This window comes from Brevibacterium paucivorans (genome assembly GCF_016907735.1).
Classification (GTDB): Bacteria; Actinomycetota; Actinomycetes; order Actinomycetales; family Brevibacteriaceae; genus Brevibacterium; species Brevibacterium paucivorans.
Genome location: NZ_JAFBCP010000001.1, coordinates 1,568,313 through 1,589,119 on the forward strand (window position 1 = coordinate 1,568,313; position 20,807 = coordinate 1,589,119).

Annotated in this window: 19 protein-coding genes; 17 read left to right on the forward strand and 2 right to left on the reverse strand. The window is 59.4% G+C overall.

From position 1 onward, the window contains the following. Positions 1–59 precede the first annotated feature (59 nt). From dacB to JOE56_RS07310, 16 genes are all read left to right on the forward strand, one after another. Positions 60–1,484 (forward strand): D-alanyl-D-alanine carboxypeptidase/D-alanyl-D-alanine endopeptidase, encoded by a 1,425-nt coding sequence (gene dacB, locus JOE56_RS07235; protein ID WP_239530397.1) that lies wholly within the window; start codon positions 60–62, stop codon positions 1,482–1,484. Further along, positions 1,481–2,479: a zinc-dependent metalloprotease gene (locus tag JOE56_RS07240; protein ID WP_204515461.1), complete on the forward strand. Its 999-nt coding sequence runs from the start codon at positions 1,481–1,483 to the stop codon at positions 2,477–2,479. Before dacB ends, JOE56_RS07240 begins: the two co-directional genes overlap by 4 nt. Then, positions 2,472–3,452 (forward strand): tRNA lysidine(34) synthetase TilS, encoded by a 981-nt coding sequence (tilS, locus tag JOE56_RS07245; protein ID WP_204515462.1) that lies wholly within the window; start codon positions 2,472–2,474, stop codon positions 3,450–3,452. The genes JOE56_RS07240 and tilS overlap by 8 nt, the downstream gene beginning before the upstream one ends. Before the next feature lie 36 nt (positions 3,453–3,488). Continuing rightward, a complete protein-coding gene (gene hpt / locus JOE56_RS07250) occupies positions 3,489–4,040 on the forward strand; it encodes a hypoxanthine phosphoribosyltransferase (RefSeq protein WP_204515463.1) in 552 nt (183 codons plus the stop codon). 43 nt (positions 4,041–4,083) lie between these two features. Next, entirely contained in the window at positions 4,084–6,330 is a 2,247-nt protein-coding gene (gene ftsH / locus JOE56_RS07255) for an ATP-dependent zinc metalloprotease FtsH (RefSeq protein ID WP_204515464.1), read from the forward strand. Continuing rightward, positions 6,330–6,896, forward strand: a complete 567-nt coding sequence (gene folE / locus JOE56_RS07260) for a GTP cyclohydrolase I FolE (RefSeq protein ID WP_102238456.1) — start codon at positions 6,330–6,332, stop codon at positions 6,894–6,896. The genes ftsH and folE overlap by 1 nt, the downstream gene beginning before the upstream one ends. Before the next feature lie 5 nt (positions 6,897–6,901). Next, the gene (gene folP / locus JOE56_RS07265) at positions 6,902–7,693 is read left to right on the forward strand and encodes a dihydropteroate synthase (RefSeq protein ID WP_239530399.1); all 792 of its coding nucleotides are present in this window, start codon (positions 6,902–6,904) and stop codon (positions 7,691–7,693) included. After that, positions 7,686–8,624 (forward strand): 2-amino-4-hydroxy-6-hydroxymethyldihydropteridine diphosphokinase, encoded by a 939-nt coding sequence (gene folK / locus JOE56_RS07270; RefSeq protein WP_204515466.1) that lies wholly within the window; start codon positions 7,686–7,688, stop codon positions 8,622–8,624. The genes folP and folK overlap by 8 nt, the downstream gene beginning before the upstream one ends. Then, positions 8,621–9,082, forward strand: a complete 462-nt coding sequence (locus tag JOE56_RS07275; RefSeq protein ID WP_204515467.1) for a DUF3180 domain-containing protein — start codon at positions 8,621–8,623, stop codon at positions 9,080–9,082. Before folK ends, JOE56_RS07275 begins: the two co-directional genes overlap by 4 nt. After that, positions 9,079–9,543 (forward strand): PH domain-containing protein, encoded by a 465-nt coding sequence (locus JOE56_RS07280; protein WP_204515468.1) that lies wholly within the window; start codon positions 9,079–9,081, stop codon positions 9,541–9,543. The genes JOE56_RS07275 and JOE56_RS07280 overlap by 4 nt, the downstream gene beginning before the upstream one ends. A gap of 8 nt (positions 9,544–9,551) precedes the next feature. Then, positions 9,552–11,276: a PH domain-containing protein gene (locus JOE56_RS07285; protein ID WP_204515469.1), complete on the forward strand. Its 1,725-nt coding sequence runs from the start codon at positions 9,552–9,554 to the stop codon at positions 11,274–11,276. Between the two features lie 8 nt (positions 11,277–11,284). Continuing rightward, positions 11,285–12,178 carry a Rossmann-like and DUF2520 domain-containing protein gene (locus JOE56_RS07290; protein WP_204515470.1) on the forward strand — a complete coding sequence of 298 codons (894 nt, stop codon included), beginning with the start codon at positions 11,285–11,287 and terminating at the stop codon, positions 12,176–12,178. Between the two features lie 33 nt (positions 12,179–12,211). After that, the gene (gene lysS, locus JOE56_RS07295; RefSeq protein ID WP_204515471.1) at positions 12,212–13,714 is read left to right on the forward strand and encodes a lysine--tRNA ligase; all 1,503 of its coding nucleotides are present in this window, start codon (positions 12,212–12,214) and stop codon (positions 13,712–13,714) included. Positions 13,715–13,961: 247 nt separating this feature from the next. After that, the gene (locus JOE56_RS07300; protein WP_204515472.1) at positions 13,962–14,288 is read left to right on the forward strand and encodes a histone-like nucleoid-structuring protein Lsr2; all 327 of its coding nucleotides are present in this window, start codon (positions 13,962–13,964) and stop codon (positions 14,286–14,288) included. Positions 14,289–14,407: 119 nt separating this feature from the next. After that, complete coding sequence (locus JOE56_RS07305; protein ID WP_204515473.1) at positions 14,408–17,011, forward strand: ATP-dependent Clp protease ATP-binding subunit; 2,604 nt, start codon at positions 14,408–14,410, stop codon at positions 17,009–17,011. A gap of 43 nt (positions 17,012–17,054) precedes the next feature. Further along, positions 17,055–17,621: an amino-acid N-acetyltransferase gene (locus JOE56_RS07310; RefSeq protein ID WP_204516102.1), complete on the forward strand. Its 567-nt coding sequence runs from the start codon at positions 17,055–17,057 to the stop codon at positions 17,619–17,621. Here JOE56_RS07310 and JOE56_RS07315 read toward each other — a convergent pair. Next, complete coding sequence (locus tag JOE56_RS07315; protein WP_338028647.1) at positions 17,595–18,419, reverse strand: HhH-GPD family protein; 825 nt, start codon at positions 18,417–18,419, stop codon at positions 17,595–17,597. The genes JOE56_RS07310 and JOE56_RS07315 overlap by 27 nt on opposite strands. Positions 18,420–18,571: 152 nt before the next feature. Here JOE56_RS07315 and JOE56_RS07320 point away from each other — a divergent pair, with 152 nt between their 5' ends. Further along, the gene (locus tag JOE56_RS07320) at positions 18,572–19,336 is read left to right on the forward strand and encodes a hypothetical protein (protein WP_204515475.1); all 765 of its coding nucleotides are present in this window, start codon (positions 18,572–18,574) and stop codon (positions 19,334–19,336) included. Between the two features lie 99 nt (positions 19,337–19,435). On the opposite strand, the gene radA is transcribed toward JOE56_RS07320, so the two are convergent. Then, complete coding sequence (radA, locus tag JOE56_RS07325; RefSeq protein ID WP_102238469.1) at positions 19,436–20,776, reverse strand: DNA repair protein RadA; 1,341 nt, start codon at positions 20,774–20,776, stop codon at positions 19,436–19,438. Between the last annotated feature and the right edge of the window lie 31 nt (positions 20,777–20,807).

Genomic DNA, 20,807 nt, shown 5'->3' on the forward strand with positions numbered 1-20,807 from the left:
ATAAGCGGAGTGTACTGGTGAAAGCACCACCCCTCACCCACAATCCCAAATGGAAGAGTATGTCCAGTCGAAAAGCCCGTCGTCACCAAGCGCGCAAGCGCAGAACAGGTCTGATGATCACAAGCGCCGGAGTGGTCGTCGCGCTCGCCGGTTACCTAGCCCTAGACGTGGCGGACATCGCTCCCGGTTTCCTCACCACCAAACCACCCATCGAAGTGCAAGCGCTTCCGCAACCCGGGCCCGAATCCCACAGTTCGGTGGACATGCCAGCGCTTGCCGACGACGCGCCCGTGCCACACGACCTCAGGCAACGGCTCGACCCCATCTTTGGCTCTGCAAAGGACCCCTCAAAGTTCTCCGCTGAAATCCGTGACGCCAAAACGGGCGACACACTCTATGACAAGGACGCCAACCGGGCCAGGACCCCCGCCTCGGTCACAAAAGTCCTCACCGCCACGGCAGCCCTGGACGCGCTGGGACCTTCAACACGGTTCACAACGGAAGCCCTCCTCGACGGCGACACCCTGTTCCTCAAGGGCGGGGGAGACGTCCTTCTTGGAGCCGGCGAATCCGACCCCAACTCCATCATCGGACACGCGGGGTTGGGCACCCTGGCAGAAACCACCTCGGCGTTCTTAAAAGACCGAGGTCGCACCTCCGTGACGCTACGCGCGGACGTCTCCCGGTATGAGGGCCCGGACTTCCGTAAGAAATGGGACCGCGCAGACATAGGCAACGGCTATATTTCTCCCGTCAAACCACTCATGGTGGACGCAGGTTTGGTGAAACGCGCGCGTTTTTCTACGCGCGAACAGGACCCTGTGAACCGTGCCGTCAAGGACTTTGAGAAGGCCCTCAAGGACCGCGGGATCGACGTGAAGGTGGAAAAGCCCCAAACAGCGCCGGAGTCGGCGGAAAAAGCAGCCCAGGTGGAATCGGCCCCGGTCAGTAGCGTGATTCGGTACATGCTGTTGCACTCCGACAACGTAGTTGCCGAAAACCTGGGCATCGAAGTGGCCGTCAAGCGTGGAGACAAGCCCGGGCTCGGGGCCTCGCCTCAAGCGGTGCTCAACCAGCTCAAGGACATGAAACTCGACACCGCGTCGATCACCCTGGGTGACACGTCGGGGCTCAACTACGACAACCGCATTTCGCCCAACGAACTCACTCAGATCATCACCAGCGTTGCCCAGCGTGAAGACCTGGCCGAACTCCTCCCCAACATGCCAGTTGGGGGTCTGTCCGGAACGCTCATCAAGCGGTACAACGACCCAGAAACCGAGCCAGCGGCAGGAGTCGTCAGCGCCAAGACTGGAACGCTGGCCACCGTCACCAGCCTGTCAGGTGTGGTCACCACCAAAGACGGTCGCCTCCTCACCTTCACCATCATGGCCGACGGCCTTGAACGCGGCAGCTCCAACGAGGCGCGCAAAGTTGTAGACCGGGCTGTGACCGCACTAGCCGAATGCGGGTGTACCGGGTGAACGAAAAACCTTTCCACGTGCCCACGATCGTGCGCACCGGACGTGAACTCACAGCCCCGGGCCCCATCCCAGACGCCCACACCGCCCGCACTCTGGTGCAGGATCTACGCGAAGCGGCGGACACCTCGGTCGATTTGGTTCTTCGCACCGTCAACCTGCCACGGGAGTGGGAGGACAACGTCCGCAACACCGTCACCGGCGACACCGTTCTAGTGGTCGACCGCGTGGGGTGGCTCACCGCTAACGCGCAGACATTCGCCGAGCTGGGCGCCAGCCTGATGACCCCGCCCAAACCGTCAATGTTTCGCATCAATCCGGTGGTCCGTGTGGGTTCGGCGCAACTGGGCACAGTGCTCGCCGTTCTTGCCGGGCGCGTGCTGGGTCAGTTCGACCCGCTGGGCTCCCACCGGCGACTCATGCTGGTGGCACCAAACGTGCTGGAAGCCGAAAAGCGTCTCGAAGTCGACCCCCGCGACTTCCGCCTGTGGGTCACCTTGCACGAAACAACCCACCGCGTGCAGTTCGCCATGGCCCCGTGGCTACGCGACTACATGATCGAGCGGGTGAGCGTCCTGGTACGTAAGTCCACACAGGACGAAAACTGGATCGAAGCACTCAAAGGCGGATCCCTGCTCGACGCCATCACCACCCCCGACAAACGCCAAGCAGTCAACGAAATCACCGCCGTCATGAGCGTGCTCGAAGGCCACGCGGACGTCGTCATGGACTCGTGCGGACCTTCCGTGATCCCCACCGTCGCCAAAATCCGCCGCGCATTCGACCGCAAACGCGCCACCAGCGTCAACGGGCTCAACCGCCTGCTGGGTTTCCAAAACAAACTGGAGCAGTACACCACGGGTGCCGCGTTCATCCGCGGAGTCGTCAAACACCGCGGGCACGCCGGCCTGCACCCACTGTGGCAAAGCCCGGAAAACCTGCCCACCCAAACGGAACTCGACAACCCCGAACTCTGGCTGGAGCGCATCCGTGCCTAGACGACCCAGGCTGGACCCCGCCTCGGCGAAAATTCGCAAGGCCGTCGAAGACGCGCTGGAACCCGGACACACCTACCTCATCGCGGTATCCGGGGGAGCGGACTCCATGAGCCTGGCCGCCGCGTGCGCGTTCCTGACCCGCAAGGACTACCAGTTTGTTGCGGTCACCGTCGACCACGGGCTACAGGAAGGAAGCGCCGAGGTCGCAACCCGCACACAGCGCGCGCTCACCGACCTGGGGCTCACCGCAACTGTCGAAACGGCGGAGGTGACGGCAACCTCGGACGGCTTGGAAGCTGACGCGCGCACTGCCCGATACGCGGCCCTGGACCGGGCAGCCAAGGTGCATGGCACCTCGGGGATCTTGCTGGCCCACACACAAAACGACCAGGCCGAAACCGTGCTCCTGGGGCTTCTTCGTGGCTCCGGCGCGCGGTCCTTGGCTGGCATGAGGCCCCGCACCGGCCCGTACATCCGCCCGCTTTTGGGCATTACCCGGGCCGAAACCGAAGCTGCCACCACCGCCCAAAACATCCCCGTGTGGAACGACCCCATGAACACGGACCCCAGCTTCACACGCGTGAAAGTTCGCACCCAACTGATGCCTGCGCTCGCCGAGGTCGCAGGCCCTGGCGTGTACGCCAACCTGGCGCGCACTGCCCACCTTCTGGCTATGGACTCCGACGAACTCGAATCCCAAACGGATGCCCAAGCGCACATCCGCGGCGACACACTTGTGAGCACCGCAGCTAAGTTGCCCGCAGCGTTGCGCACGCGCGTGATCCGTGACTGGCTGTGGCAATTCTCACCCACCAACGAAGCGGGCTTCCATCACGTCACCGCCATCGATGACCTTCTGACGGGAGCGCGGGCTGGGGCGGTGTCGTGCCCTCCCGCCGCCGAGGTGGTCCGCACCCGCGCCGGCGACGTGCAGTTCCGCAGGCGTGACGGGCGAGCACCCATTTACAGGTAAGCTAAAACGAGCAGCGAAAACAAGAAAGGACGCAACGTGGATCAGCGCGACCTGGGCGATGACATCGAAGAGATCCTGGTAACCGAAACACAGATCAAACACCGACTCACTGAACTCGCAGCCGACATCGACCGGGACTACGAAGGTAAAGACCTTCTGGTAGTGGGAGTCCTCAAGGGCGCTGTCATGGTGATGGCGGATCTAGCGCGCGCTTTGCACTCGCCTGTGCGCATGGACTGGATGGCTGTATCTTCCTACGGCTCCGGCACCAAGTCCTCCGGTGTTGTCCGCATTCTTAAGGACCTGGACACTGACCTGAAGGATCAGCACGTTCTGATCGTTGAAGACATTATTGACTCCGGTCTGACCCTTTCGTGGCTCCTAGCTAACTTGAAGTCCCGTGGTGCAGCGTCAGTCGAAATCTGCACCATGTTGCGCAAACCTGAAGCACTCAAGGTTGACATTGATGTGCGTTATGTAGGCTTTGACGTTCCTAACAAATTTGTTGTGGGATACGGGCTAGACTACGCCGAGAAGTATCGCAACGTGCCATTCGTCGCAACACTCGCGCCACACGTCTACAGTTAATAGACCCACACAACTGACCCGCAAGTACGTACAGAGAGAATTAATGACGGACAAGAACAACGATCTGAAGCGTCGGGACCCTAAAGGATCCGACGACAAGGATTCCAATAAGTTCGGCGTGAAGAAGCTGACGCGCGGACCCATCGTTTGGATCGTGCTGGCAATTGTCATCGTTTCTATTGGAATGCTGTGGTTGTCCGGTGGTGGCTACCAGCGCATCGACACCAAACAGGGACTCGAACTGCTCAACGGCAAGACCGTGGAGCAGATCAAGGTCGTTGACGGTGATCAGCGCGTCGACATGGTGCTGACTGAAGACTACAAAGTCGACGACCGCAACTACGGTAAACGGGTTCAGTTCTTCTACGTTGAGCCTCGTGGCGATCAGGTCATCAAGGCGATCAACGACGCGGACATCAAGAAGGGCTACACGGACGAGGTTCCTAAGCGGTCGTTCCTCACCTCTCTGCTTCTTAACGTCATTCCGTTCGTCATCATCCTGGCCATCTTCTGGTTCCTGCTTTCGCAGATGTCCGGAGGCGCCAAGGGGATCATGAACTTTGGTAAATCCAAAGCCAAGCTGGTCAACAAAGAACACCCCGATGTCACGTTTAAAGATGTCGCCGGTGTAGACGAAGCATTGGAAGAGCTCCAAGAAATTAAGGAGTTCTTGGCTGAACCCAAGAAGTTCACCGACTTGGGAGCCAAAATCCCTAAGGGTGTTATGCTCTACGGCCCTCCCGGAACCGGTAAAACGCTTCTGGCCCGCGCCGTAGCTGGAGAAGCGGGCGTACCGTTCTTCTCCATCTCTGGTTCTGACTTTGTTGAAATGTACGTGGGTGTGGGTGCCTCACGTGTCCGTGACCTGTTTGAGCAGGCCAAGAACAACTCACCCGCCATCATCTTCATCGACGAAATCGACGCAGTGGGTCGTCAGCGCGGTGCCGGAATGGGTGGCGGTAACGACGAACGCGAACAGACACTCAACCAGTTGCTGGTGGAAATGGACGGTTTCGACGCCACCACCAACGTGATCCTCATTGCGGCAACCAACCGTCCGGATGTCCTGGACCCAGCTCTGTTGCGTCCTGGACGTTTTGATCGCCAGGTCAATGTGGAAGTACCCGATATGAAGGGTCGCCAGCACATCCTGGGAGTCCACGCGCGCAACAAACCGCTCGCGCCTGAAGTGGACCTCGCTCAAATCGCTAAGCGCACCCCCGGTTTCTCCGGTGCTGACCTGGCGAACGTCCTCAACGAAGCGGCCCTGCTCACGGCGCGCTCGGGTCGAACACAGATCGACAACCGTATCCTGGACGAAGCGATTGACCGTGTCATCGCCGGGCCACAGAAGCGCACCCGTTTGATGAACGACAAGGAACGTCTGGTCACCGCATACCACGAAGGCGGCCACGCGCTTGTGGCTGCTGCCATGAACCACACCGACCCAGTCACAAAGGTCACTATCCTTCCACGTGGTCGTGCACTCGGATACACCATGGTGCTTCCAAGCGAAGACAAGTACTCCACCACGCGCAACGAACTCTTGGACCAGCTCGCGTATGCGATGGGTGGGCGCGTGGCAGAAGAAATCGTGTTCCACGACCCAACCACCGGTGCCAGCAATGACATTGAAAAAGCCACCAGCACGGCCAAGAAGATGGTCACGCAGTACGGCATGACGCAAAGCGTTGGAATGGTCAAGATCGGTGACGTGTCCTCTGAGCCGTTCGCCGGACGCGGACCAGGAACAGAAGCCCACGCATCCGACGAAACCTACCGCCAGATCGACTTGGAGATTCGCGCGCTCGTCGACGCGGCACACGCCGACGCCTACCGCGCGCTGAATGAAAACCGCGACATTCTGGACCGTCTGGCCCACGAACTCCTCGAAAAGGAAACCCTGGACCAGGCGCAGTTGGCAGAAATTTTTGCCGAGGTGAAGAAGGCCCCCAAGCGTGATGTGTGGCTGGCTGACCCGTCGCGTCCGGTTTCCAACATTCCGCCTATCGAGGTTCCGGAGCGTGTGCGCCCCGAGAACCCCGAGGTGTGGGAGGCGCCTCTCGACGCTCCTGAAACCAAACCAGGGGAGCCGGAGCAACCGCCCATTGACCCGCACCCAACCCCAGGTAACCAGCCACCTCAGGCAGGCCCGGGCACACCGGAGCCGGGCGCACCTCAGCCGCCGGTGGACTCGCCCCAGGAACCACCTCGGCCACCTCAGACTGGCCCTGGCGACCAGCCCGGGGCCAACCCTGGCGACCAACAACCACCGTGGACTGACCGCTAATGGTGGACCAGCCGCGCATTGAGGCAGCGGTCCGCGAAATCCTGCACGCGATTGGCGAAGACCCGGGCCGCGACGGGTTGCAGGAAACACCCGGGCGGGTTGCCCGCGCGTATGCGGAACTGTTCGCCGGAATCGGACAAGACCCGGCAGAAGTGCTGTCGACTACGTTCGAAATCGGGCACGACGAAATGGTGCTGGTGCGCAACATCGAAATGTTCTCCACGTGTGAACACCACTTGTTGCCGTTCCACGGGATCGCCCACGTGGGCTACATCCCCAACACATCAGGACGCGTGACCGGGCTATCAAAACTGGCGCGCTTAGTCGAACTGTACGCGCGCAGACCACAAGTCCAAGAACGGCTCACCGGCCAGATCGCCGACGCGCTCATGGAACACCTTGAACCCCGGGGTGCAATCGTGGTGATCGAAGCTGAACACCTGTGCATGTCCATGCGCGGGGTCGACAAAGCCGGTGCGTCCACAATTACATCAGCGGTGCGCGGTAGCTTGCGCAAACCCACATCGCGCGCCGAAGCTATGAGTTTGATCCGAGGCACAACATGAAAATCATGGGGATTTTGAACGTCACCCCAGACTCGTTCTCCGACGGCGGACGCTACTTCGACACCACAAGCGCGCTCGACCACGCACACCAGATGGTGCAAGACGGCGCGCACATCATTGATGTGGGAGGGGAATCGACACGCCCCGGTTCGGCTCGGGTGGGCGAAGAAGAGGAACAGCGTCGCGTGCTTCCCGTGGTTACAGAGCTTGCCAAACAGGGGATCGCGGTCAGCGTGGACACCATGAACGCCTCCACCATGCGCGCCTGCCTCGAAGTGGGCGCGCGCTATATCAACGACGTGTCAGCCGGTCAGATGGACCCAGATATGTTGCGCCTGGCGGCCGAAACGCACAGTGAAATCATCCTCATGCACTGGCGTGGCCTGTTGTCTGACGCCGGTGCTGTGTTCCACTACGACGACGTGGTAGAAGAAGTGCGTGAAGAACTGACCCAACGCGTCGACGCCGCCGTGGACGCTGGTGTGAATCCCGGTCGCATCATCGTGGACCCGGGGCTGGGCTTTTCGAAGAACGCACAGCACAACTGGACGCTCATGTCTCACCTCGACCGGTTGGTCAGCATTGGCCCCCGGCTGCTGGTGGCAGGTTCGCGCAAGCGTTTCCTGTCCTCGCATCTGGAGGAAACCGCCGCCGAGGTGGACGAACGCAATCTGGATACTGCCACCTCGGCGTTGACCGCCCTTGCCTGCCACGCGCGCGCCTGGGGCGTGCGCGTCCACGATGTGCGCACCTCGGCGGTGGTCGCCAGCGTCACCGAACGGGTCCTCAATGACTGACGACCGCATCACGCTGACCGGGTTGAAAGCGCGCGGTTACCACGGTGTTTTCGACTTTGAAAAACGCGAAGGTCAGGACTTTGTGGTCGATGTGGTGTTGCACACCGACCACACGCAAGCTGGGGAGTCGGACCGGTTAGAGGACACCATCAACTACGCGGACGTCGCACAGATTGTGGCAGACCGCATCACCGGTGAGCCCTTTGACTTGATTGAAGCTCTGGCGTGGGCAATTGCCGGGGACTTGTTGCGTGTGGCGGGCTCGGTGGAGGTCACGGTTCACAAGCCCCAGGCGCCCATTGACCAGGACTTCCAGGATGTTTCAGTCACCGTGCGCAGGTCTGGTGCGGAGTGGCAGGGTGAGCGGCAGGGTCAGCAGCGTGAGCGGTTGGTGCGCGGTGGGCAGGCCGTGATCGGTGTGGGCGCTAACATGGGGAAGCCTGCTGAGACCGTTCAGAGTGCCATGGATGCGCTTGATTTGCACCCGCATATCACGGTCTTGCAAAGGTCCTCGCTATATAGGTCCGCGCCCGTTGGAGGAGTCGAACAAGACGACTTCATCAACGCGGTGACGACGGTTGAGACCACGCTGTCTGCGTATGAACTGTTGGGCGTGTGCCAAGGTGTTGAACTGGCGCACGGTCGCACGCGCGACGTGCGGTGGGGGCCACGCACATTGGATCTGGACCTCATTCGGTTCACTCCGCATGAGGGGCTGGGCCGGGGCGCGGGCTTAGGCGATGCTGGCGCCCAACTGACACTTAACGACCCGGTGCTCACACTGCCTCACCCAGAAGCTTGCAACCGGGCATTTGTGCTCACACCCTGGCATGAAATCGATCCCAGCGCGACAATAGAGGTAGACGGCACAACGCTGACGCTTCGTGAACGACTGGAAGAACTTGGCGACCAGGGGGTTGAACGAGCATGAGCCAGACCAAACCCAAGACGCTTGCGATTGCAGGTTTACTTGGGCTGGCACTTGCCTACGTGTTCAACTTCATGTGGGAATCCTACGGGCAAGTGTTGCCAGGAATCCCGTGGCTGGCAATCGTGGGAATGATGATCCTGTCGGTTGTTCTTCTGATTGTTGGCCTTCCCATTAAAAAGTGGAACGAAGGCGACCGAACCCGCGTCCTCGACCCACTTAAGGCCGCTCGCGTGGCCATCATGGCCAAAGCTGCGGCACTCGCCGGGGCGAGCCTCACCGGGTGGTACGCGGGAAGCGCGGTGTATTTGTTGACTACCGGCGGTGGTGCGCGCAGTTCTAGTGGGGCTGGAATGCTTCTGGCAGTAGCCGCCGCAGCTGTTTTGATGATCGTGGGCCTTATCGTAGAGTCATACTGCCAGTTGCCGCCCGATGACCCAGAAGGAACCGAACCGGCATGAATGATCAGATTGTTCCAGTAAACAGCAAACTGTTCTACGTGTGGCTGGTGAACGGTCTGTGGTCCATTGTCGTCGCTGTTGTTGCGTGCGTGATGGCAGCAGTTTTTCTTCCCTGGTGGGTTCCAATCGCTGTTGGTGTTGCCGCTGTCATCGGAATCGTCTGGTGGGTCATCGTCGCCTACCGGCAGGTGAAGAACCTGGGGTACGCAATCCGGGAAAATGACCTGCTCATCCAGCGGGGGATCATGTTCCGAAGCACCACGGTCGTGCCCTTTGGACGCATGCAGTTCGTCGACGTTTCTTCCGGGCCGGTGAGCCGTTTCTTTGGGCTGGCAACAGTGGAACTTCACACCGCCTCGGCATCCTCAGACGCGACCATCCCCGGGCTTCCTGCTCAAGATGCCGACCACCTGCGCGAACTTTTGGCGCAGCGCGGTGAAACTCACCTGGCCGGATTGTGAGGCCACCGGTGTCACAGGAAAACCTAGACGCACAGAACGCCCCTGCCACAGAGGTAGACGCGCAGCCAGACCACCTCGACTGGCACCGAGTCCACCCCGCCACCCCGTTCCTCGACGTGGGACTGGGGCTGATCGCGCTCGTCGTGGCGTTCGTGTCCTTCTCGTTCAACCAAGTTCAGGACCTGATTGAACTGGTGGTCTTTGCCGTCGAACACGGAACGCTCGACTTTATTGTCAAGAACCTCGCCTGGTTGCTGGTGGTTGTTCTGGTGTTTGCAGGGATCATTGCCCTCAACTGGTGGTCGTGGCGGGTGCGCGCATACGCGATTGATCACAACGCGGTGTATTCGCGCTGGGGAATCCTCAACAAGCAACTGCGTAAAGCGCGCTTGGACCGCGTACAGTCGATCGACATCCGGCAACGGTTCATGCCACGCATCTTCGGTATGGCCGAACTCACCTTCGACGTGGCCGGTGGTGAAGGCTCGGAAGTCACCATCAAGTTCCTCACGAAACGACAGGCCGAAGACCTGCGTGAAGACATGCTCGCGCAAGTCCGTGCCGCGAAAAGTGAGAAAGCCGCGCCTGTGGAATCACCGGCCGAGGTCGCCCCGACTGACCCCGCCACTGAAGGTACCCCCGCGCACAGTCCTCACACCGAGGCCCCGGGAACGACCTCGGCGGACCACGAGAAAGCCCACCGCCACGGCGCACCTGCCGGAAGCCGCATCACCGCGAGTCTGAGCACCGGGATCAGCACGGTCGCGGAAGATTTAACGGAGACCGTGGACTCCGTCCTCATGCCGTACCGCATCAAATCCAATGTGAGCGCCGACGGTCGGTTGCTCATGGTGCCGGCGCACCGCGTGATTCTTTCGCGCCTGGTTTCTACGACGACGCTTGCGTTGGTCCTCTGCACGTTGGCGGTCCTCGTGGCCATTGCTGTGATTGCGCTGCTTCCCAACACGTCGTTCAGCTTTGGTGGGCTGGCCGGTCTCGCCGGTCTTGTCGCAGGTCTTGCCTCAGTGGTGAAAAAGGGTTTTGCTGAATCCAACTTTGCTGTGTCGATCACTGGTGACGGCCTGGCGATCACCTCCGGGCTGCTGGATACGCGCCGGAGCATGATCCCTTTGGACCGTATCCAGGCGGTGGAGCTGAACCAGAGTCTGCTGTGGCGACCATTCGGGTGGTGGCGTGCCACGTTCAACCTGGCCGGAACATCTGAGACTGGCAAAGAATCTGTTCTTTTGCCCGTGGGAACGCTCGATGAAGTAATGGTGCTTCTGGGATTGGTGCTTCCCGACCCCGGAGTTCCTGAGGACATTCACGGTGGTGACCTGATCCGTGAAGCGGCCCTGAAGAAGTCCAAGGGTGAGCCGGTGGGGCCGGCCGCGCGCATGTTCACGCACCAGCCTGCGTCGTCCAAATGGCTGGACCCGATTTCGTGGAAATCCAACGTGTTCGCTTTCACCGACACCATGCTTGTAGTGCGTAGGGGAGTGTTGGAGCGCACGGTTCAACTGGTGCCGCACGCCCGTGTGCAGTCGCTGGCGTTAGAGGAAGGGCCGCTTCAGTCTGCGCTGGGGCTCAAGTCGATCAGTATTCACTCCACCAGCGGCCCGGTTCATCCGCACATATATCACTTCGATGGCTCCAACGGGCACGCTTTGCTGAATGACTATGCGGAACGTACCGTGCGCGCACGTCGTGTGCTTGACGGAGTCGAAGCTTAGAAGGACATATGGACCAGACACGTTTAGGCGTTGGCATCGTTGGAACCGGTCGCGTGGGTGCCGTGATGGGGCGCGCGCTGCGTGAAGCCGGGCACGCGATTGTGGGATGCACTGCTAGTTCTGATGCGAGCCGTGACCGTGCTTCTGCCATGTTGCCCGACGTCCCCATTTTGGACGTTGAAACGGTGGTTGAACGTAGCGAGCTGGTGTTGTTCACGGTTCCAGATGACATCCTCCCTGAGCTGGTGTCTGGGTTGGCTAAGTTGGGGAAGTTCAACTCTGGTCAGATTGTGGCCCACTGCGCGGGCCGCTACGGGACCGAGGTGTTAGAACCTTCTGGCGCCATTCCCCTTGCGTTGCACCCGTCTTTGTCGTTTACCGGGACCAGTATTGACTTACCGCGTCTTCGCCAGGCCACGATCGCGGTAACGGCACCCAAGCCGGTTTTGCCGATTGGGCAAGCGCTCGTGGTGGAGATTGGGGCCGAGCCAGTGATTGTGGCTCCTGCGGACAGGCCGTTGTACCACGCGGCTATTTCACACGCGGCCAATCACACGGTCGTGATCCTCAGCCAGGCGTTAGAGCTGTTGACGAGTGTGGGGTTGGATAACCCGGCTCAGGTTCTGCACTCGCTCGTCGACGCGAGTGTGAACAACACTCTGCAGTCCGGCCCTAGAGCGCTCACCGGCCCGGTCTCTCGTGGAGACATCGGAACAGTGGAAGCGCACCTGGGCGCCTTGTCCGAGTTCAGCCTTGCCCAAGAAGGCGTGGCTACCCGTGACACGTATGTGGCCATGGCGCGCGCAACTGTTGCTCGTGCTCTCACCAACGGCACGATCTCTGACGCACAAGCCACCGCTTTGCTGGATCTGTTGCAGTCCTCTAGCGCAGATCCCAAATAGGAGCTGAACATATAAACGCGGTAGCCTAAGACCATGCCTACCGATCACGAAGAACACCTCGACCCTGAACAGTTGCGCATCCGCAAAGAAAAGCGTCAGCGCATGCTCGATGCGGGTGGTGAAGCGTACCCCGTTTCTGTTGCACGCACCCACACCCTGGAAGAAATCCGCCAGGCGTATCCGCATCTGGAAGCCGGAGAAGAAACTGACGACCGGGCTGGAGTCGTTGGTCGTGTCGTGTTCTTCCGCAACACCGGAAAGCTCTGCTTTGTGACCCTGCAGTCAGGTGACGGCACCCGCTTGCAAGGAATGCTGTCACTTGCCGAGGTGGGTCAAGAGGCGCTGGACGCCTGGAAAGCCGACGTCGACTTGGGTGACCACGTTTTCCTGGAAGGGCGCGTGATTTGCTCTAAGCGCGGCGAACTGTCGATTTTTGCCTCCCGTTGGGAGATGGCAGCCAAAGCGATTCGTCCGTTGCCACCGCAGCACACTGAGTTGGGTGACGAAGGGCGCATGCGCCAGCGGTACCTGGACCTGATCATGCGTGACGATGCGCGCAAGACGGTTCACATTCGTTCGGACGTGATGAAGTCACTGCGCAAAACATTCGACGAACGCGGGTTCCTCGAAATTGAAACCCCTATGTTGCAGACAATTCCATCTGGAGCGGCGGCACGTCCGTTCTCAACGCATATGAATGCGTACGACATGGAACTGTATTTGCGTATTGCGCCTGAGCTTTTCCTCAAGCGTGCTGTTGTTGGCGGATTGGAAAAGGTTTTCGAAATTAACCGCAACTTCCGAAACGAAGGTGCTGACTCTACACACTCTCCGGAATTCGCAATGCTTGAAGCGTATGAAGCATATGGCGATTATTCGACAATCGGGGAATTAACCAAAAAGCTTGTTCAGAATGCTGCTTTAGAAGCGACTGGTTCTCTTCAAGTGACTCTGGCCGACGGAACCGAATACGACTTCGGTGGCGAGTGGGCTACCGTCAGCATGTACGAAACACTTTCCGAAGAGTGCGGGGAAACTGTTACGCCAGAAACCACCGTCGACGAACTGCTGGCAATTGCTAAGAAGTGTGACATCGACGTGGAGGGTGTCTTCCGAGGGCACGGAAAACTCGTGGAAGAAATGTGGGAGCACTTCTACCAAGACAAGCTGTGGGAGCCTACGTTTGTCACAGACTTCCCCGTCGACACTTCGCCCTTGGTGCGTGAACACCGCGATAAGCCGGGCGTTGTTGAAAAGTGGGACCTCTACGTGCGTGGATTCGAGCTGGCCACGGGATATTCAGAGCTCGTGGACCCAGTCATCCAGCGGGAACGTTTTGAAACGCAGATGCGTAATGCCGCAAAGGGTGACGACGAAGCGATGCCTTTGGATGAAGATTTCCTCACGGCAATGGAATTCGGAATGCCTCCTACTGGCGGGATGGGTATGGGAATCGACCGACTCCTCATGGCTCTTACCGGTTTGGGAATTCGTGAAACAATTCTTTTCCCGCTTGTGAAGCCAATTGAAAATTAGTAATTCCTGAAAATAGAGACGGAAGTCTAAGCGCTAGGATAGACAGTGGAATACATTAAAGTATTGCTTCCTTCGATCGTTGTCGGATTGATTTTTTGGTACGTAATTCGAGCCATTATTCGATCGGACAGCATCGAGCGCAAACAAATGGATAAGTATTACGCTCAGCTAGCTGAATCCGAAGGAGCTTCACCGGCACGTTCAGGCTCCCACAGGGATCAGACTGACCAATCGGAAGGTGACTCACATGGCGCGCACGATGAAGGTCGTTCTCACTGACGACATTGACGGAACCCCCGCAGACGAAACTGTCGAATTTTCAATTGACGGCACTGACTATGAAATTGAACTGAACAGCGACAATGCTGCGAAGTTCAGGGAAGTGCTTGAACCATATATCTCTAAGGCGCGACGAGTCAGTGGCTCGCGCACGTCCAAGAAGAAGGCAACAAGCAGCCGTTTCGACCCAGTGAAGGTCAGGGACTGGGCCCGCGACAACGGGCTCGAGGTCTCGGAACGGGGCCGCCTGTCCAGCGAAGTGATCGAGGCATACGAAAAGTCGCTGACCAACTAGGTCACTGAGGATCCACAAAATTTCGCCATCAGCCGAACTGTTTCGGCTGATGGCGAAACTGCAAATAAAACACTGGCCCGCATGGTTACAGTCTTAGAAATCCAGAAACAGGAGGGCAAATGTTTGAACGGTTTACAGATCGTGCCCGTCGAGTCATCGTGCTGGCACAGGAAGAAGCCAAGCTTCTTAAGCACAACTACATCGGAACCGAACACATTCTTTTGGGGCTCATTCACGAAGGTGAAGGAATCGCTGCCAAAGCGCTCGAAGGAATGGACATTTCCCTCGAGGGTGTACGCGAACAGGTAGTCGACATTATTGGTGAGGGTCAACAGGCTCCCACCGGTCACATTCCTTTCACACCGCGTGCAAAAAAGGTGCTAGAGCTCAGCCTGCGAGAAGCCCTGCAGCTGGGTCACACCTACATCGGTACCGAACACATTCTTTTGGGCCTCATTCGCGAAGGTGAGGGCGTTGCCGCCCAGGTGCTTGTGAAACTGGGCGCCGACCTCGGCCGGGTGCGACAAGAGGTCATCAAACTCATTTCCGGTTACCAGGGCAAGGAACCTGCTTCTACTGGTGCGCGGGAAGAAGGAACGCCGTCTGGCTCGCTGGTTCTTGACCAGTTTGGGCGCAACCTCACCGCAGCTGCTCGGGAAGGCAAGCTGGACCCGGTTATTGGTCGCGAAGAGCAGATGGAACGCGTCATGCAGGTGCTGTCGCGTAGGACCAAGAACAACCCCGTTCTCATCGGTGAACCCGGTGTAGGTAAGACGGCTGTGGTTGAAGGGCTTGCGCAGGCGATCGTGGCCGGCAGCGTTCCTGAAACGCTCAAAGACAAGCAGCTCTACACCTTGGACTTGGGGTCGCTCGTTGCAGGCTCCCGCTACCGCGGTGACTTTGAAGAGCGCCTCAAGAAGGTCCTCAAGGAAATCCGCACACGCGGAGACATCGTCCTGTTCATCGACGAAATCCACACCCTGGTGGGTGCAGGTGCGGCCGAAGGTGCGATTGACGCCGCGTCGATCCTCAAGCCCATGCTGGCTCGTGGTGAACTCCAAACAATCGGTGCCACCACGTTGGACGAGTACCGTAAGAACATCGAAAAGGACGCGGCTCTGGAACGTCGTTTCCAACCCATCCAGGTGCCTGAACCTACGCTCGATATCGCTGTCCAGATTCTGCGTGGACTGCGTGACCAGTACGAAAACCACCACAAGGTGACCATCACTGACGGTGCACTCGAAGCAGCAGTCAACCTCTCTGACCGCTACATCAACGACCGCTACCTGCCGGACAAGGCGATTGACCTCATTGACGAAGCTGGTGCCAAACTGCGCATCACCCGTATGAGCGAACCGCAGGAAATTAAGGATCTCAACGAGAAGATCGCAGAAGCTCGCAAGCGCAAAGAAGTTGCAATCGACAAGCAGAACTTCGAGCTCGCAGCCGATGAACGCAACACTGAGATGGAACTCACAAAGGAACGCGACAAGGCCGAAAAGGCGTGGCGTTCAGGTGCCCAAGGTGGCGGAGCGATCGTTGACGAAGAACTGATCGCTGAAGTGCTGGCGAAGGCCACAGGCATCCCAGTGTTCAAGCTGACGGAAGAAGAGTCGTCACGACTTCTGCGCATGGAAGACGAACTGCACAAGCGCATCATTGGTCAAAACGATGCGATCAAGTCAGTATCGCGGGCGATCCGTCGTACGCGCGCTGGGCTGAAAGACCCCAAGCGTCCATCCGGTTCGTTCATCTTCGCCGGACCTACCGGTGTGGGTAAGACTGAGCTCGCTAAGGCTCTTGCCGAGTTCTTGTTCGGTGACGAATCTGCGCTGATTAGCCTGGACATGAGTGAGTTCTCTGAGAAGCACACCGTGTCGCGTCTCTTCGGTTCACCTCCCGGATACGTGGGATACGAAGAAGGTGGGCAGCTCACCGAGAAGGTGCGTCGTCGCCCATTCTCTATCGTGCTGTTCGACGAGGTTGAAAAGGCTCACGCAGACATCTTCAACTCGCTGTTGCAGATTCTGGAAGACGGCCGTTTGACGGACTCGCAGGGTCGTGAGGTGGACTTCAAGAACACCATCATCATCATGACCACGAACCTGGGTACCCGCGACATCAACCGTGGAACCCCCATGGGATTCCAGGCTGACAACGACACGGCCACCAGCTACGACCGCATGAAGCAGAAGGTCAACGAAGAGCTCAAGCAGCACTTCCGCCCTGAGTTCCTCAACCGTGTCGATGACACGATCGTGTTCCCGCAGCTCCAGAAGGACGAAATCGTCAAGATTGTGGACCTGTTCTTGACCCGTCTGGACACGCGTCTTGCTGACCAGGGCATGAGCATCGAGGTGTCTGCAGACGCCAAGAACGCTCTTGCTGACCGTGGGTTCGACCCAGTTCTGGGTGCGCGTCCTCTGCGTCGCACCATCCAGCAGGACATCGAAGATCCGCTGTCGGAAAAGATCCTGTTCAACGAGTTGCACTCGGGACAGCGCATCTACGTTGACGTGGAAGGCGAAGGGCCTCTGGCCACGTTCACCTTCCGCGGTGAAATGGACGACCGTGTGCTCACTCGTTCCAAGGACGAAAAAGACAACACGGGCGCGATACCGGAAGCTGGTCCCGCTAACGACGCGGCCGGCAAGCCGGAAGCCACGGAAGACTCGGACGGAAAAGCGGTAGCACAGGCTAACCAAACGACCGAAGAATAAGAGGATCTAGCATTGGTGTGTGACTTCTTCTGAACCCACCAAGCTGGAACCCCACGGTGCGGGTACCGGCCAACGATGCCAGCAACTGACATCCGGTTTGCTTATCAGGCCGGCCCGCACCTCGGACGTGGCCGCTATCCGGGCGCTGTGCCAGCCGCTCATTGACGAGCGGATCCTGGTGCCCAAAGACCACGTGAACTACTTTGAGAACATTCAAGAGTTCATGGTGGTGACAGACCCAGACGGCACTTTGGCCGGCTGCGCCGCCCTCCACGTGTTTTGGGAAGACCTCGCAGAGGTGCGGACCGTGGCAACCAGCGCACAGTTCCGTCGCCGAGGCGTGGGTCGCGCGCTCATCGAAAGTCTCCTTCAGCGCGCAAAAGACCTGGGCGTGGACCGCGTATTTTGTTTAACATTCGAACGCGATTTCTTTGCATCCCTGGGGTTTGAACAGATCACAGGAACCCCGGTGTCTCCTGAAGTGTTCGCTGAACTGTTGCGTTCACAGGATGAAGGTACGGCCGAATTCCTGGACTTGGCCCGCGTAAAACCCAACACGCTGGGCAACTACCGGATGATGATTTCACTGGGGCAAACTGAGAACACCTGAGTCTCGGGTGGCAAGTCCGTCGCTCACCAGGTCATCGATGAGCCGGGCAATCCGGTCATGCGTCCCCAAAGCCCGCACGCGCGTCAGGGACGAACCCACCGGTTCGGGAAGCTCTGTGATGACGGTGTCCTCAAAATCAGCGGCAGGAGCCGTAAAGTAATCTTCCCGCAGTGGACACCCCTGCACGGTGGATTCTTTGAGCGTTGCCATGATGGCGCCACGTAGCTGACGGTCGGTGCCGTGCCACGCTTGGGTTTTAGGTCGGGCGCCACTTGCCGGTCGCCCGGATTCAAGCCACGCGCAGTGCTTGGCCAGCGGGCAACCGTCACACTTAGGGTTGCGGGACGTACAAACCAAGGCGCCCAACTCCATGGCCGCGGCGTTGAACTCAACGTGGTGGTCCTGGGGAACGAACTGCCTGGCCCACGCATGCTCTTTCTTACTCAACGCCGGCTTGGGGTGGTCAACGCCGGCGAACACCCGCGACAACACACGCCGCACGTTCACGTCGAGCACGATCGTCCGCTGGCCAAACGCAAACGACGCAACCGCAGCTGCCGTGTACGGGCCCACACCTGGTAGGGCCAACAAACCTTCTTCAGTGCGCGGAACTTCGCCGTCCCCAATCGCCCGGGCACACTCCTGCAAACGCAACGCCCGCCTGGGGTAACCTAACGAACCCCACGCGACTAGCACCTCGGCGGTGGGGGCGTCAGCCAGCGCGCGGGGAGTGGGCCAGCGTTCCATCCACGCCCGCCATACCGGTTCCACCCGGCTCATGGGGGTCTGGTGAGACATGATCTCAGAGACAAGCACCGCCCAGGCCGAGGTGTCCGCGGCTCTCCAGGGGAGGGGTCGCTGTGCGCTGGCGAACCAGTGAGTGAGTGCGCGAGCGACTTTTTGGTGTGTCAAGGTTTAACATCTCCGGCTGGCGGTTTAGGCTTCAAGTGATGTCTCAGAATAACAACTCCCGTCCTGGTCGACTGCCCGCGTCTGTGTACCGCAGGCGGCGCATTACTGTGCTTGGGTTGGCGGTTGTTGTTCTGGCCCTGTTTACCGTGGGTATTGTGCTTTTGGCGCAAGGGCTCACCAAGAACACGGCCGGGCCCGGGGAGCCACAGGCACAGACCCAGCCCGGTGAAGAGCAGGGCCAAGGTGGGCAGGAAGGTGAGTCGGATGGCTCGGGTGAGGCAGGGGAGTCTGGCGAATCCGGAGGTTCTGGTGACCAGCCTGCTGGACCGGGGCCCGATGAGTCCTCAGGCAAGTGCCCAACGGAAGCTGTTGAGATCTCTGCCAAGACCGACAAGCCCAGCTATAAACCCAATTCGGTGATCAAGCTTGAGCTGGGTGTGACGAATAAGCACAAGGCGTCGTGCGCAATCGACGTGGGGCCCCAGAAGCAGACGTTCACCGTGAAAAAGGACAAGGACACCGTGTGGAGTTCCGCGTTCTGTGTGAGCGGTCAGCAAAAGGACCAGACTCAGGTGTTTGTGTCGGGTGCCAATAAGAAGTCGGTTTTGCCGTGGGACATGATCCCCACGGACGACAAGTGCAACCGCACAAAAGACACGCTGGACCCCGGCGAATACACGCTGGTGACCAAGCTAGGCGACATCGAGAGCCAACCGGCTAAGTTCGTGGTCGAAAAGCCGGAAGCGAAGAAGCCCGAAGGTGGGGATAAGCCTGAGGGTGAGAAAAAGACCAAGGGCAACTGAATCTTGCCACGAAACGTGGCGCGAAACGGCGCAAAGCGAGCAAAACTACGCAACATAATGCGCCGTATCGCTCGTTTAGCGCTGTCTGGTCCGGCTCACCTACCGCTTCAGCGTCAACTCGATCGCTTGAGCCAGGTTGCTCACTTCCTTCACCCGAATACCTTTGGGCAGGGTCACATCGGCAAGCGACCCGCTAGCAACTACGGCAGTGTCGATTCCCATGCGCGCAGCCTCTGCCAGCCGTTGCCCCACGTTGGGCACGCGCCTGATTTCGCCGGACAGGCTCAATTCGCCAATCGCCACCAAACGTGAATACTGAGGTTTGTCCGCCGCAGCCGACGCCAGCGCCAAAGCCACTGCCAGGTCAGCCGCCGGTTCTTGAATCTTCGCCCCACCCACGGTCGATACGAAAACATCAGACCGGGCCAGATTCATGCTTTTCGAGGCCACCGCAATGAGCATGGCCACACGGTTGAAATCCATTCCACTCACGGTTCGCCGAGGATTCCCACCGGCAGCCTCCATAGTGAGGGCCTGCACCTCGATGACCAAAGGCCGTTTACCGTCCAGCGTCACCGTCAAACACGTGCCCGGCGCGTTAGTTTGCGACCGGGAAAGGAACAACCCAGAAGGGTCGGATTCGCTGGTGATACCTTCCTCGGTCATGGCAAAACAGCCCACTTCATCGGTTGGGCCAAAGCGGTTCTTAATCGCCCGCAACATGCGTAGACGCGTGTGCTTATCGCCTTCGAACGAACACACCACATCGACCAAGTGCTCCAAAAGCCGAGGCCCCGCGACCGTCCCGTCCTTGGTGATGTGCCCCACCAGCACGGTGGGCAGGTTGCGCGCTTTCGCGGCCCTGATCACCGCGGACGCAACTTCGCGCACCTGCGTGACACCGCCGGGCACGCCTTCCACCCGGTCAGAGGCCAGGGTCTGTACGGAATCCACGATGAGCAGTTCCGGGTCTTCCACCTCGATGAGCCCCAAAACCGCCGCCAAATCAGTTTCGTTGGCCAGCAGCAGATTGTCTGACAGCGCCCCTGTGCGTTCAGCGCGCAGACGTACCTGCCCCTGCGATTCCTCGCCGGTGACGTACAGGACGCGCCTGCCCGCCTTCGCGGCCTTCGCGGACACGTCGAGCAACAGCGTGGACTTACCCACCCCAGGTTCGCCGGCCAGCAGGATCACGGCACCTGGCACCAGCCCGCCTCCCAGCACGCGGTCAAGTTCGCTCACCCCCGTTGATGTCGCCGAGGCGGTCGTTGCGTCCACCTGTGTGACCGGGGTGGCGCGTTTGCCAGAAAAAGTGGCTTGGGTTTTGACGGACACACCTGGGCCGGCGTTTTCTTCCAGGGTTCCCCACGACTGGCACTTGGGGCACTTGCCCATCCACTTGGGGGTTGAAGATCCGCATTCGCTACACGTGTACGCCATAGATCTATGTTCCCACGACACCTACACTGGG